The 14776-nt window shown below is 60.1% G+C and carries 11 protein-coding genes and 1 tRNA gene; 7 read left to right on the top strand and 5 right to left on the bottom strand.

Annotated features, from left to right (window positions below; genetic code table 11):
• Positions 1-282 precede the first annotated feature (282 nt).
• From ACN0SC_RS04210 to ACN0SC_RS04180, 7 genes are all read left to right on the top strand, one after another.
• Positions 283-1293, top strand: coding sequence for a hypothetical protein (locus ACN0SC_RS04210; protein ID WP_417248399.1), 1011 nt, complete (start codon positions 283-285; stop codon positions 1291-1293).
• On the top strand, positions 1293-2213 hold the full coding sequence (locus tag ACN0SC_RS04205; protein ID WP_417248398.1) for a phosphoadenosine phosphosulfate reductase: 921 nt from the start codon (positions 1293-1295) through the stop codon (positions 2211-2213). Before ACN0SC_RS04210 ends, ACN0SC_RS04205 begins: the two co-directional genes overlap by 1 nt.
• An 83-nt stretch (positions 2214-2296) precedes the next feature.
• Positions 2297-3991: a sensor histidine kinase gene (locus ACN0SC_RS04200; protein WP_417248397.1), complete on the top strand. Its 1695-nt coding sequence runs from the start codon at positions 2297-2299 to the stop codon at positions 3989-3991.
• Entirely contained in the window at positions 3988-5325 is a 1338-nt protein-coding gene (locus ACN0SC_RS04195) for a sigma-54-dependent transcriptional regulator (protein WP_417248396.1), read from the top strand. The genes ACN0SC_RS04200 and ACN0SC_RS04195 overlap by 4 nt, the downstream gene beginning before the upstream one ends.
• A 122-nt stretch (positions 5326-5447) precedes the next feature.
• Entirely contained in the window at positions 5448-6458 is a 1011-nt protein-coding gene (locus ACN0SC_RS04190) for a C4-dicarboxylate TRAP transporter substrate-binding protein (RefSeq protein ID WP_417248395.1), read from the top strand.
• Between the two features lie 86 nt (positions 6459-6544).
• The gene (locus tag ACN0SC_RS04185) at positions 6545-7177 is read left to right on the top strand and encodes a TRAP transporter small permease subunit (RefSeq protein ID WP_417248394.1); all 633 of its coding nucleotides are present in this window, start codon (positions 6545-6547) and stop codon (positions 7175-7177) included.
• A gap of 11 nt (positions 7178-7188) precedes the next feature.
• The gene (locus ACN0SC_RS04180; protein WP_417248393.1) at positions 7189-8589 is read left to right on the top strand and encodes a TRAP transporter large permease; all 1401 of its coding nucleotides are present in this window, start codon (positions 7189-7191) and stop codon (positions 8587-8589) included.
• 127 nt (positions 8590-8716) lie between these two features.
• On the opposite strand, the gene ACN0SC_RS04175 is transcribed toward ACN0SC_RS04180, so the two are convergent.
• From ACN0SC_RS04175 to ACN0SC_RS04155, 5 genes are all read right to left on the bottom strand, one after another.
• Positions 8717-8791, bottom strand: a tRNA-Gln gene (locus ACN0SC_RS04175).
• 192 nt (positions 8792-8983) lie between these two features.
• Entirely contained in the window at positions 8984-10483 is a 1500-nt protein-coding gene (locus ACN0SC_RS04170; RefSeq protein ID WP_417248392.1) for a phosphomannomutase/phosphoglucomutase, read from the bottom strand.
• A gap of 164 nt (positions 10484-10647) precedes the next feature.
• Positions 10648-12519 (bottom strand): capsule biosynthesis protein, encoded by a 1872-nt coding sequence (locus ACN0SC_RS04165; RefSeq protein WP_417248391.1) that lies wholly within the window; start codon positions 12517-12519, stop codon positions 10648-10650.
• On the bottom strand, positions 12503-13156 hold the full coding sequence (locus ACN0SC_RS04160; protein ID WP_417248390.1) for an ABC transporter ATP-binding protein: 654 nt from the start codon (positions 13154-13156) through the stop codon (positions 12503-12505). Before ACN0SC_RS04160 ends, ACN0SC_RS04165 begins: the two co-directional genes overlap by 17 nt.
• Positions 13157-13390: 234 nt before the next feature.
• Positions 13391-14656, bottom strand: coding sequence for a Na+/H+ antiporter NhaA (locus ACN0SC_RS04155; RefSeq protein ID WP_417248389.1), 1266 nt, complete (start codon positions 14654-14656; stop codon positions 13391-13393).
• Positions 14657-14776 lie beyond the last annotated feature (120 nt).

The raw sequence follows: 14776 nt of genomic DNA, 5'->3' as shown, positions 1-14776 counted from the left end.
CTGTCCGTTGTGCCCGTAATCGCTCGATCAAAGCGCGTCCGAGCGGCGGCAAATGCCGCATTTCCCGCCCTTTTCTGGTCTCACAGGCCCCATGCGAAGTCAAGCAAGCCGATCATATTGCAATACCCGAACGGTGCGCCAAAGCCCCGCTGGACGTCAATGGGCGCGCACCGTAAACTGCCCGCAATAGCGGTCAGCTTAACCATATGTTAAACCGCATTATAAGGCAGTTCCGCGATCACCTCGCCACATCGGCAAGTCAGCAATACAGGACGCAAACCCATGGCCCAACTTCCCGAGATTGCATCATTGTGGATAGGGGGCCGCCTGTCGTGGCTGGAGCAGTTGTGTCTTAAGAGTTTCGCGGATGCGGGCCATCACACAACGCTCTATTCCTACGAGCCGATCCCGAATGTCCCCGAGGGTGTCCACACTGCCGACGCCGCCGAGATCTATCCCGCCGAGCCGATGCTGCGGCATGTGCGCACGGGTAGCCCCGCGATCCACGCCGATATGTGGCGGCTGAACCTGCTGAAAAAGACCGACAAGATCTGGGTCGACGCGGATATGTATTGCTACCGTCCCTTCGACTACGACACGCCACACGTCTACGGTTGGGAGAAGCCAGGGCTTGTGTGCAATGCGGTGCTTGGCCTGCCACGCAATAGTGCGGCGCTCGATGGGCTTCTTGAGTTCTTCAAGGACGAATACGCCATCGCGCCGTGGCTCAAGGATTGGCAGATCGCCGAGTTGGAAGCCGAGCGCGACGCGGGCAGGCCTGTCCATATCACCGCGCAGAACTGGGGATTTACTGGGCCCGCCTCTGTCACCCATTTCCTGATCGAGACAGGTGAGATCGAACATGCGCTGCCCGAACCTGCGTTCTACCCCGTCTCTTTCAAGGAGCGGAACCATATGATCATGAGCCGCTTCAACGTCGAAGAGAGGTTCACGGACGACACGCGCGGGGTGCATTTCTGGGCGCGCAGGATGAAGCCGCGTTTGCAGGAGAAAGAGAACAATCGCCCGCGCCGCGGCTCTTTCATGCATCGTTTGCTCGATAAACACAAAGTTGACACTGACGCTGCGCCGATCCCCGCAAAGAAGGTGCAATATAATGCACCAGTCCATGATCCCGAGTTCCGCGCCAAAGTCGGCCTCGCCGCGCTCAAGGGGGATGCGTCCATCGACAAGCTCTCCCGCGATTTCCTCGTGGACAAACAGTTCGTCAAGCAGTGTCGCGATACCATTTCCCAAGGCGCGGCCACCTTGTTCTCCGAGGGGGAGAAGTGATGGAGCGTGATGCGCTGACGGCCGATGCCGCGCCGACCAAGGATGCGTGGCGCGACCGTCTGAGCGAGATTGGCGCGGCGGAAGGGTTCTATGAGGAACTGGGAGCGCAACATACGGCGCTTCACGTCAAGCGCGGTGACACGCTGATCGTTACCTTTGAAAACCTCGATGACGTCTACAAGGGCGGCGAAAGCAAGATGCCGTGGGGCTTCGGTTTTGTCGAAAAGCGCGGCTGGTCCATGCTTGGCCTGATGGCGCATGATTGGACGTGGTATCGTGACGAGGCGGTTTATGACTTCTTCGACCAACTGCGCGACGAAGGTTTTTTCGACGGGTTCAAGCGCGTGGTCTTTTATGGCGCTTCCATGGGGGGCTATGCTGCTGCGGCCTTTTCTGCCGCTTGCCCCGGTGCGGGGGTCGTTACGATCTCGCCGCAAGCGACGCTTTCGCGCGAGGATGCCAGTTGGGAGACGCGTTATCGCAAGGCGTGGTCGCGCGATTTTTCCACACGCTATGGCTATGCCCCGGACATGCTCGCCACGGCCAGCTATGCCTATGTGTTCTACGATCCTCTCGCACCGCTCGACGCCATGCATGCCGCGCTCTTTCGTGGGGAGAACATCCGCAAGATGCGCTGCCGCTATTTCGGGCACCGCATCGCGTCCATGTGGATTCAGCTGGGCATTCTGACCGAAGTGGTTGAAGGGGCGATTGAGGGCACGCTGACGAATGCGCGCTTCTATCACCTTCTGCGTGGGCGCCGTGACAACCGCCGCTATCAGCGTGAGATGCTGGAACGGTTGAATAAGAAGGGGCGACCCGCCCTCGTCGCGCAATACTGCGAGGCGGTGATGGCCCGTAAGCCTGGACCCAAATTCCGCAACGCGCTCAAGGCCGCCAACAAGAAACTGGGCCGCTGACTGTCGCCCCACGATTGCCTTTTGTCGCGCGCCGCGCGTAACTGTGCGTCATGCGACTTCTGACCGTTCTTTTATGCGTGCTCATGATCGCGCTTGCAGCCATGGGGGTGCAGCGCCTCTCCTATGGCTATTTCAAGTCCGAAGAACTGGCCAAGGCCGAAGGGCGGCTATCGCTCTACCGCACCTCTGTATCCGCCGAACTTGAACGGTTCTCGCACCTCACCCATGTGCTCGCCCGCGACAGCTATGTGATCGCTACGGCCACGGGGGGCGATACGGTGACGCTCAATCTGCGACTGGAGGATTTCGCGGATCGCGCAGGGCTTGATGCGATCTATCTAATGGACGGGGACGGGCTGACCATCGCGGCCTCCAACCATGCCGCGCCCACGAGTTTTCTTGGCCAGAACTACGCCTTCCGTCCCTATTTTCAGGATGCGCGTGAGGGTCGTCAGGGTCGGTTCTATGCCATCGGGGCGACCACGGGACTCCCGGGCTATTTCATCGCCGACGCAGTGCGGGATCGTGGCGGTAATGTCCAAGGAGTGATCGCGATCAAGATCGCCTTTGCTGATCTTGAAGACAGTTGGCGCAGATCGGGCGAGCAGGTCATTCTGGCCAATGGTGACGGGGTGGTCCTGCTCGCCTCCGACCCCGCGTGGCGTTACCGTGTCCTGCGCCCGTTGGACGCAGAGCAGCGCGCGGCGATTGTCGCGGCTCGCCAGTTTTCGAAGCAGCCCCTCGCGCCGCTCGACTGGGTGGATAGGGGCGGATCGAAGGCCACCATAGGCGGCGAAGAGCGCTTGCACCTGACAACTGCGGTAGCACCGCACGACTGGGAATTGCACTATTTCACCGCCGATGATCGTGCCGTGGCGCTGAGCTGGTTGGTGACGGCAGCCATCGCCTTGTTGGCGGGGATTGCGCTCTTTGTTTTCCAGTATCAACGCACGCAACGCATCGGTCGCGCCCTGCGCAGGTCCGAGGAAGAAGAGGCTCAGCTGCGGCAGGCCAACGAGCGTCTGGAACGCGAAATTGAGGTCCGCCGAACCGCCGAGCGTCGCTTGCAGCGCACGCAAAGCGAATTGGAACGCGCCAGCCGTCTGGCCGCGCTCGGTCAACTCTCCGCCTCCGTGACGCACGAGTTGGGCCAGCCGATTGCCGCCATGCGCAATCACCTCGCCGCCGCCGAAATTGGGGCGGGGTCGACAAGCCCTTTGACGGAAAAGATCGGTGATCTGGTCGAGCGGATGGAGGGGATCACACGGCAATTGAAGTTCTTTGCCCGCTCGGACCGCGATCCCTTCGATGCCGTGGACTTGCGCGATGCACTGCACGCGGCGGCGGCGCTTGTGGAGCCGAACCTAACGGCGGCGGGGGCAACGCTGCATGTCGAAGCACCCGATGATCCCGTTTTTGTCCACGGCAGCCGTCTTCGGATCGAACAGGTGTTTACTAACCTGTTGCGCAATGCCGTTGATGCGGTTGAGGATGTCGATGTGCCCACGGTGCGCGTCACAATGGGAACCGACGATGGTGACGTATGGATCGAGATCAGTGACAACGGGCACGGGCTGGGAGCGGCAACCTTGGCCGATCTTCAGGAGCCCTTCGTGACCACGCGTGAGAGCGGGCGCGGCATGGGGCTTGGCCTCGCGATTTCCGCCAGTATCATCAAAGACCATGAGGGGACGATGAGCGCGCGCAATGCCGAGAGTGGTGGCGCCGTGTTCCGCGTGACCTTTCCCGCGCGTGACGGTGAGGAGGACGGCCAGTGACCAAGCCATTCAGCATTCTTGTGGTCGATGATGACCGCGCGATGCGTCAGTCTCTCGTGGAGCTTTTGGAGGTCGCAGGGTGGCGCGCCGAAGCCTTGCCGCGCGCCGATAAAGTGGCCGAGTTCCTCGGAGATTTCCTCCCCGATGTGATCCTGACCGATATGCGGATGCCGGGGATGACGGGAATGGACTTGCTTGAAAGCCTCGCGCAGGACTGGGCCCCGCCGCTCGTTCTGATCTCCGCGCATGGCGATATTCCGATGGCAGTCGAGGCGATCCAGAAGGGGGCCTATAGCTTCGTCGAGAAACCCTACGAGCCACGTCGGCTGCTCACCATCCTTCGCCACGCCGCCGAGCAACGCCGCATGTCGCAAAGCAATGATAGGCTTCGCGAGCGGCTTTTGCAGCTCTCCGGACTGGATCGAATCCTGCTTGGCGGGACGCCCGTAGTTGCCGAGTTGCGCGGGGAAATTCTCGACCTTGCGCCGCTGGATGCTGCTGTGCTTATCCGTGGGGAAACGGGGACGGGAAAGGAGCTCGTCGCCCGTGCCTTGCACGATCTTGGCAGTAATGCCGATGGTCCGTTCCTCGCGCTCAACTGTGCTGCACTTTCCGCCGATACTTTCGAGGAGGAGATGTTCGGGCGGATCGGTCAGTCCGAAGGGCGGCTGATCGCGGCTTCAGGCGGGACGCTCTTTCTTGACGAGATATGTGCATGTCCGATGGCGGTTCAGGCCAAGCTCCTGCGCGTGATCGAAGAGCAACAGGTTCTGCCTGTGGGGGCTACCGCGCCGACGCCCGTATCGCTGCGGATCGTGTCAGCCACCAATGAAGATGTGGACGCGGCGGTGCGTGATGGTCGGATGCGCGCCGATCTTCTGTTCCGCATCAACACTGTGGTTCTGACCATGCCGCCTCTGCGCGCGCGCCGCGACGACATTGGCTTGCTGGCCACGCATTTCCTTTCCGAATACGGAGCGGTCTACGAGACCTCCGTGCCGCAAATGACACAGGATGATCTGGCCGCGTTGCTCGCCCACGACTGGCCAGGCAACGTCCGTGAACTACGTAATGTCTGCGAGCGGCGTGTGCTGATGGCGCGGCGCGGGACGGGGGCAATGGCGCAGGCGATTTCGGCCGACCATCCTCATCTCGATGACATCCCCGACACGCTGCGTGAGGCGGTTGCTGCTTTCGAGCGCGAACTTATCGGCAAGGCAATCGTCGCCAACAAGGGCCGCATGGATGCCGCCGCCGAAGCCCTCGGAATCGGGAGGCGCACACTCAATGAGAAGATCGTGAAGCTCGGTCTGGACAAGGACGCATTGCTTTAGAGCAGCCCTGCGGAAATCCGCAGGGCCCGCGCGAAACCTCGCGCAGTTTCCTTCATAGGTGAGAGCGGCACATCCGTGCATGATAGCCGCAGACATACCGTATGACTCTGGGAGGAAACATCATGCGTAAATACCTTAGCCGTGCCGCAGTCGCGGCGCTTTCCGTCGCTTTTGCATCTGAGGCCATGGCCACCGAGTGGAACGTCTCGCTCTGGGGCAAACGCCGCGCCTTCACCGAACATGTCGAGAAGCTGGCCGAACTGGTGTCGGAAAAGACCGATGGCGAGTTCACTCTCAACATCTCCTATGGCGGCCTGTCCAAGAACACCGAGAACCTCGACGGCATCTCCATCGGCGCATTTGAAATGGCGCAGTTCTGCGCAGGCTACCACCCTGACAAGAACCCGTCGATCACGGTGATGGAGCTTCCCTTCCTTGGTATTGGCGATCTGCGCACCGAGGCTGATATTTCGATGGCGGTCTACAATCATCCCGCCGTTGCTGCTGATCTTGCGCGTTGGAATGCGAAGCTTCTGATGCCCTCGCCCTTGCCGCAGTATAACCTTGCTGGTGTCGGGGACGCGCCCGCGTCGATTGCCGATCTCGAAGGGCTGACCGTGCGTGCCACGGGCGGCATCGGTGCAGCACTTGGCGAAGTGGGTGCCGTGCCGACTTCGATGGCTGCCACGGAGGTGCGTCAGTCGATGGACAGCGGTGTGATCCGCGCCGCAGCTTTCGCCCCACACGCCCATATGTCCTTCGGCGTGGCCGATGTTGCGACGTGGTGGACGACCAACCTCAATCCGGGTGCTGTGAACTGCCCCGTAGTGGTCAACATCGACGCTTACGATTCCTTGAGTGACGAGGAACGCGCGGCGCTGGATGGGTCGATTGATGAGGCCATCACCTATTACATCGACTTTTACGAGAACAACACGATGGCCAAATGGGGGCCGCTTCTCGAAGAGAAAGAAATCACCAAGGTGACTTTCTCTGATGACGATCTGGCGAAGCTGAAATCCATGGCCGCGCAGCCCGCTGCCGATGCATGGATTGAAGCCAACAATGCGCGCGGCCTGCCCGCTCAGGAGTTGTATGAGCTGGTGACGGGGATGGTCGAAAGCGGCAGCTAAGCGCCGCGACGATCGCAAGAAACGACACCCCCGCGCCGCGCAGAGTTTCGGCGCGGGGGCCTGTTTGAAAAGGGAGGGAAGAGCCCATGGCAGGCTCGGCATCGGTTCTGGTCGACGACAGCGCACTTAGCCGCATCGACCGCACATTCTATAAACTAGAAGCATTTCTGGCGTTCCTCAGCGGGTTCGCGGTGTTCGGTCTCATGGTCCTTGCGGTGGTTTCCGTGTCCTCGCGCAACCTTCTGAACCAGCCTCTCGCAGGCTACGTGGACTGGATTCAACAGGCCATGCCGCTGATTGCGTTTATGGGTATTTCCTTCACGCAGCGCGACGGCGGGCACATTCGCATGGATATGTTGGTGGGCAGGCTGTCGGGCCGCCCGCTCTACATTGCCGAGCTCATCACGACGCTTGCCATGCTGATCTTGATGGTGCTTCTCGTCTGGGGCACTTGGGCGCATTTCCAGCGATCCTTCGATTTCGCCTCGCCGCTGTGGAGCCGCGACAGCACGATGGACATTGGCCTGCCGATCTGGCCTGCGAAATTGCTCGCGCCCGTGGCTTTTTCAGTTCTTTGCGCACGGTTGTCGCTGCAATGCTACGCCTACGGTCGTGCCATTGTGACGGGCGATCCGCGCCCTGTCGCCGTGCCTTTGCCGCTCGATGTCGCAACACAAGCCGCCATGGAAGCCGAACAGGTTTCCGGCCACGATGATTGAGGGAGCACGTTATGGAACCTATTGAAATCGGCCTCTACGTCTCCGTCGGACTGCTTGTTCTGGTTGTTCTCGGAATGCGCGTTGCCTTTGCCGCAGGCCTTGCGGGTCTTGTCGGCCTCATCTGGATTTTCTGGTCGAAGAAGGGGTTTGACCCCGCCGAGTTCGATTGGGCGCTGACGGTTGCGGTCAAGACCGCAGGGCAGGTGCCGCATTCGAAAGTGGCAAGTCAGGCGTTGAGCCTCATCCCGACCTTCATCCTGATCGGCTATCTCGCCTATTACGCAGGGCTGACCAAGGCGCTCTTTACCGCAGCAAAGCGTTGGATCGCTTGGGTTCCGGGTGGCATGGCGGTAGCCACGATTTTCGCCACGGCAGGTTTCGCGGCTGTCTCGGGCGCCTCTATCGCGACTTCGGCTGTCTTCGCCCGCATCGCAATCCCCGAGATGCTTGCGGTTGGCTACAACAAGCGGTTCGCGGCGGGTGTCGTCGCCGCAGGTGGTACGCTCGCCTCTCTCATCCCGCCCTCCGCGATCCTTGTGATCTACGCCATTATCGTCGAGCAAGATGTGGGCAAGCTGCTGCTTGCGGGGTTCATCCCCGGCCTGTTCTCCGCCATCGTCTATGCCGCGCTGATCATCGGCATGGCGCTCACAATCAAGGACTTCGGCCCTGCCGTAGGGGGCTTCACATGGAAAGAACGGTTCCAGTCGCTTCCTGCCGCTTCGCCGATTTTGATCGTGGTCCTGACCATCGTCCTCTTCGTCTACAATCCGTTCGGCGGCGAGGCATGGGGCACGCCCACGGAAGGCGGTGCAATCGGGGCCTTCGTGGTCTTTTTGATGGCGCTCTACAACGGCATGAAGTGGAAGGAGTTCAAGGGTGCGCTCTTGGAAACAGCCAAGCTCGCGGTGATGATCTTTACCATCATCTGGGGTGTGCTGATCTACGTGCGTTTCCTCGGGTTTGCAGACCTTCCAGGAGCCTTCTCCGACTGGCTCACGTCGCTCACCATGTCGCCCATGATGATTCTTGTGTGCATCCTGCTGGCCTATGCCGTGTTGGGGATGTTCATGGATGCCATCGGGATGATGCTTCTCACGCTTCCCGTGGTTTATCCTGCCGTTATGGCGCTCAACGGGGGCGAAGCGGTTACAGCAGCCGAAAGCACCTTCGGCATGTCAGGGCCGATGTGCGCGATCTGGTTCGGGATTCTGGTGGTGAAGATGGCAGAGTTCTGCCTCATCACACCGCCCATCGGGTTGAACTGTTTCGTGGTTGCGGGGGTGCGCGATGACCTCACCGTGCAGGACGTGTTCAAAGGTGTCACACCCTTCTTCGTCGCGGATGCTGTGACCATCGGTCTACTTGTGGCCTTCCCTGCGATTGTGCTGTGGCTGCCGAGTTTGGCATAGCAACACCCGCTCTCAAAACGACCAAAGGCCGCGCGAGAAATCGGGCGGCCTTTTCCATGGCATAGGGTGCGCGTGGATCAAACGCGAGAGGTGCGCTCTGCCATCGAATAAGTGCGGAAAAAGGAAGTGGCTGGGATGGTAGGATTCGAACCTACGGTACACTGTACCAAAAACAGTTGCCTTACCACTTGGCTACATCCCAACGTGTCGCGCTAATTAATCTCATGAGGCGATCTGTGCAACCCCGAATCACGAAAAATTTCCCACTTAGATGAAGTAAACTTCTCTCGAATAGGTGCGGTCCTGTAGCGCGAGGCGCTGCTGCGCAAAACGCCCCGACCTGACGGTCGGGGCGTGCGATTATTGTTGCGACTTGTGCCGCGATTTTCTGCCGTCAGATCGTCTGGTCGTAGTCGCCGACCGAGGGCTCTGTGCGGATCACATCGTCGATCTCTTTGAAGATCGCCCGCATCTCCGCGTCGCTATCGGAGCTTTCGCACACAACCACGAGGTTGGGGGTGTTCGAGGACGCCCGCACAAGGCCCCACGAGCCGTTCTCAAGAATGACGCGCGCGCCGTTGACGGTCACGATCTCTTTCACGGCTTTACCCGCGAAAGTGTCGCCCGCCTCCACTTTTGCGACTAGTTTTGCAACGATGCGGTCGAGCACGTCGTATTTCTCGGTGTCGGGGCAGTAGGGGGACATGGTGGGGGTGGAGTAGGTGACGGGCAGGGCCTTGCGCAGGTCGGACATTTTCATGTCGGGGTTGCGGTCCATCAGTTTGCAGATCTCGACGGCGACGCGCATCCCGTCGTCATAGCCGCGCCCGATGTCGCCCGCGAGGAAGTAGTGGCCCGACTTCTCGAAACCCGCCAACGCGCCAAGTTCATGTACGCGGCGCTTCATGTGGGAGTGGCCCGTTTTCCAATAGTCCGCCTTAACGCCATTGGCGATCAACTCGGGATCGGAAGCAAAAAGCCCCGTTGATTTCACATCCGCCACAAAGGTCGAGTTGGGATAGATCTTGCTGAGATCGCGGGCCATGATGACGCCGACTTTATCGGCGAAGATTTCCTCGCCTTCGTCATCCACCACGCCGCAGCGGTCCCCGTCGCCGTCAAAGCCAAGCGCGAAGTCTGCGCCGGACGCTTTCACGCTGTCGGACATGTCGTGGAGCATTTCCATGGCTTCGGGGTTGGGGTTGTAGTGGGGGAAGGTGTAGTCGAGCGTGTTGTGGCTCTCGACGACTTCGACGCCCAGCCGTTCGAACAGCATCGGCGCATAGGCGGCAGCGGTGCCGTTGCCCGTGGCGCAGACGACCTTAAGCTTGCGTGTCATTTTGAAGTCGCCCACGAGGTCATCCATATAGGCGTCCCAAACACCGTCGATGAATTCGTAAGAGCCGCCCGATGCGGGTTGGCCTTTGCCGTTCATCACGATGTCCTTGAGTTCGGCCATCTCGTCGGGACCGTGGGTAAGCGGCATCTCGAAGCCCATCTTCACGCCCGTCCAGCCGTTCGGGTTGTGGCTGGCCGTGACCATCGCCACGGCGGGTGTGTCGAGGTGGAAGGAGGAGAAATAGCACATGGGCGTGATGCACGGGCCGATGTCCTTTACGGTGATCCCTGCTTGCATCAGCCCGACGATCAGCGCGTTTTTGATCGTGAGCGAATAGTCGCGGTAATCGTTGCCGACCGCGATGACAGGGTCGAGACCGCGCAGTTTCATCTGCGTCCCGATCCCGAGGCCGAGTGCAGTCATTCCAGGCAGGTTGATCTCGTCGGGATATTTCCAACGCGCATCGTATTCACGAAACCCTGTCGGCGTGATCATCGGGTCGCGGAGAAATTCCCATGTGTTGGGTGTTGAGGATGTCTCGGGGATGCGGGTCATATGTGTCTTCCATATTGTGAGAGGAATGCTCAAACGTGTCTCGAAGAGCTTCTCAAATCGCGCGGAGCTTTCCAAGCGCCGCCGCGCGATTTGGCGAGATTTAGCGGGGCGATCGTAAGGTGCCCAATAAACGGGCACTTTGCCCGCAAACGTGCACGTTGCGATCAGGCCGAGACCTGTTCACGCAGCACTGCTGCCGTGAGCGATGCCAAAAGGTAGATGCCCGAGAACAAAAACAGCGCCAGCAGAGTGTTCTCGAACTTGCGCGGGTAGGCGGGATCTTCGGGCGCGACGGGGCTCACACCTGTCGCAAGATAGCTGACCTGTCGGTTGACCTCGATCCGCGCCATTTCTAGCGATTGCAGCGCCTGTTGCACCATGGCCTGACGGGTGGCCAACTCGACCTCCGCCATGCGCAATTCCGCCGTGATCCTTGCCAGAGAGCCAGAGGGCCCTTGCGCCTGTGTCAGCTGTGCGCGCAGCTCGGTAACGAGATTCTCCAGACGACGGATATCGCCTCGCACACCGTCGACGCGGGCCTGATTGGGGTTCTGGTTGTCGAGCAATTGTTGAAGCTGGAGCTTCTTCTCCTGCAACTGTGTCTCGAAACCCGAGATCTGGCTCATGATGGCGGAGGTTTCAGCGTCGGGCGAAATGATGCCCATCTGCTCTTGCAACTCCACCACCTGCTCCTGCGCCGCCAGCATCTTTGCCTCGGCGTCCTCAAGGCTCTCTCTCGCGCCCTGCATCTGGTCATCGCGCAGACGCTGGGTGAGTTGGTCCATGCGCTCTTCGGCGTAGGTGATGAGCTTGTTCGAGAAGTCCGTGGAGGTCTGGGGATCGGCGGCGACCACTTCCATTTTCAGGATGCCTTCGGTCGGATCGTAGCCAATGCGCACCCGCTTCTTGTAAACCTTGAAGGTCTCCTCGTTGGAGGGGTTTTCAGGCAGCCGTTGGATCGGGTCAATAGCTTCGGATGAGAAATGCGCCTTGAACCCTGCATCGCGGTCGAGCCGCAGCATGGCGTCCTTGGACATCAGGTAGTCTTGCACCGTCACGGCCTCTTGCGAGGTGCCAAGCGGCGACCCAGAGAACAGCGATCCGATGCCGCCACTCGCGCTGGTGCTTTGCGCCTGTTTGATGACCAGCGAGCTATCGGTGGCATACATCGGTGTCGCGATATTGTAGAAATAGTGTCCCGCGATAATGGTGGGCAGGAACACGAAGACTGCGAGCCGTGTCACCAGCAGGAGCAACTTGCGGCGTCGGCGTCTGGCGATGTCGCGCTGGATGGTGGAAATTTCTTCCTCACGCGCGATGCGTTCAAGCACGGCGGGTGGTGGAAGTGCGGGTCCATTTGTTGTCTTGGGCAGCCCCGGTTCGGCGCGTTCCGCAGGCAGTCCCGTGCTTCCTTCCTCGGTCTCGACCAGATCGAGAATGGCGGACTTCTGGAAGGGGTCGATGCCCTTTTTGCGCAACAGACGCACCGCGTCGAAATCGGAGGTCGGAGCAAGCCCGTGTTTCGCGGCTACGCGCCGCGCCATGCGCAACTGGCGTCCCGTCAACCCTTCGCGGCGGATCGCATCTATAGCCTCGTCGATCGACATTTCGTCGCTTGGGGTCACATCGCCTGTCTTAGCCTCGGATGCCGCTACATCATCGGACGCTGCTGCGTCTTGCGAGGCGGCGCGTTCCATATCGCTGGCAACGCCGCCCTTTTGGCGGTTTGCGCGTTTTGGGGATGTGCTCGCGGCCTTTGCATCGGCAGCCGCGGAGCCAGGGTAGACTTCGTCCCCGAACCCGTCGTCATGACCGCCATTGTCGAACAACTGGCCAGTATCCTTGCTGGCGGCGGCGGGCTGGGCTTTCTGGGTCCGAACCTTCGGGGCGCCAGACGGGTTGGGCGTGTTTGCGGCGCGCGCCTGTTCACCCCCGCTCGCCATGTTCGCGGGCGTGGAGGTGTCGGCGGAGGCCGCGCCCGTCGTGCGGGGCGTGCGGCGAACGCGATACTTTTGAACCTTAGGCTTCGTAGTCATAGAGTGCTTTCGCCTCTTCCAGCGTGTCGAAGAAATGAAGCTTGCCCTTGCGCAGCACAGCGGCCGAGCGGCAGAACTTCTCCAACGTCGACGGTTGATGGGATACCACAATGATCGTCGCGTGTTCCAGCCGTTCACGCAGAATGCTGCCCGCCTTGCGGTTGAAGGTCACATCGGTGGTGGAGGGCATGCCCTCGTCAATCAGGTAGATGTCGAAATCCAGCGCCAGCAGGAGCGCAAAGGACAGACGCGCCCGCATCCCCGACGAGTATGTAGCCACGGGCATCTCGAAATACTCTTCGAGCCCGCATAACCAGCGGCAGAACGCCTCGACGTAATCGGGGTCGAGGTCATAGAGTTGCGCGATGAAGCGGACGTTCTCGCGGCCTGTATGCTTGTTGTTCAGGCCGCCCATGAAACCCAGCGGGAACGAGATACGACAGCCGCGGCGGATTTCGCCCTCATCAGGTTTTTCGAGGCCCGACATCATGTTAATGATCGTCGTCTTCCCCGTCCCGTTGGGGGCCAGAATGCCAAGGCTGTTTCCCAATTCCACACGAAAAGACGCGCGATCAAGGATGACCTTGCGCTGCGTCCCTGTCCAGAAGGACTTGCTGACGTTGTCGAATTCGAGCATCGCTGCCCTTTTCTGCTTCGGCCTCATGCGCGTGGTCCAATAGTAGACCGTTGCGACAGGTTAACCCATCCATTTTACCAGAATTTTACCAGAATAAGACTAACGGGTCTTTCTGGCGATAATATGTCCGTGAAAACCACACAATCCAATCAATTCGCATAAGTTGTGCGAAGGACGGGGACAACACCTCGGTTATCCCCGCCCTTCGAGATGCGTTTGCTTATGTGGTCGGCGTTAGCCTTCGACCTTTTTCACGCCGAACAGCTTGCCCATAACGATGGAAATAATCGCCGCACCGAAGGAGAAAAGCGCCCCCATCTTGGCTGCAGCCTGCACGGGCGTGTCGCCGAGCATGGCATCGGGCTCAAAAGCCACTGCGGCGATGAAGAGCGATACCGTGAACCCGATAGCTGCAACGCAGCCGATCACGAACAGGTCGCTCGTCCGCATCCCTTCAGGCAGACCAAGGCGCAACACATGCGCCGCAAATGCACCCATCAGCAGAATTCCCAAGGGTTTGCCGATGATCAGGCCCGCCAGCACCAGCCACGTAGGGTCGCCGATGGCATTGAATTCCACCCCTGCGTTGAGCAGCCCGAAGAAGAACAGGATGACCTCGACGGGCGTCTTGAGCTTGTGCTCGATGTCGTTGAGCAGGTCGGTGAGGTGTTTCTCGGCTTCCGCGAATATGCCGAAGGCACGGTCGGCGTGCGGGATCGTGGGCACGATTGGAAGGAGGCCGAGGGCAGGGTGGATGCCCGCGCGCATGAAACCATACCACGAGATGCAGCCCGCGATCAGATAGGGCCAGAAGCCCAGCGTATTGCGCACCCATGTCGAATTCGGGCGCAGCTCGCGTCCCTTGTCGAGTTTGCGTGGCAGCCAGTTGGCGAGCACAAACACAGCCACGGCGGCCGCGATGGACAGAAGCAGCCACTGCACCGCCAGATCGCCTGTGGGATAGAAGATCGCGAGGATCACAAGGCCTGCCGCGTCATCGGCAATCGCCAGAAGAAGCAGGAAGCGAACGGCAGGGTGCCCCGCGCCAAAAACCACACGCCCCACAAGATAGGAGAAGGCAATGTCGGTCGCGGTCGGCACGGCCCAACCGTTCTTGACCGCGTCGAAGGTGTCGGATCCGAGGATCATGGCAAGGACGAGGTAGACCGCAATCGGACCGAGCATGCCGCCTGCCGTCGCCACTAGCGGTGTCGCCGCTTTCTTGCCGCGCAGCGAACCTTGCTTGAGGATCACCGCTTCCCAGACCTCTTTGGCAGCAATGGCAAAGAACAGCGCCATCAAAAGGTCGTTGACCAGATAGTGTAGCGTCAACATCCGGTGCCCCTCGTGCATCTCGCCAATGAAGAAATGCTCGGCAATCGGGAACTCGACAAAGGTGTGGTAGGAGTGGCTGTCCACGTTGGCCCAGATCAGCGCGATCACCGCTCCGAGAATGAGCAGTAGCGAATAGTTCGTTATGAAACCCCAGACGCGATACATGCGTTTCCTCCGCCCCTTTGTGCCATGCGACAATCATGGCGTTCACCCGTTTCCTACGTTCGCTCGGAGATACTGGAAGGGCAGGGATGGGGCAAGGAACAACTGGGGCGCAGGGCCACG

The organism is Celeribacter sp., from assembly GCF_048261515.1.
Classification (GTDB): domain Bacteria; phylum Pseudomonadota; class Alphaproteobacteria; order Rhodobacterales; family Rhodobacteraceae; genus Celeribacter.
This window is presented reverse-complemented; position numbering and strand designations above follow the sequence as displayed.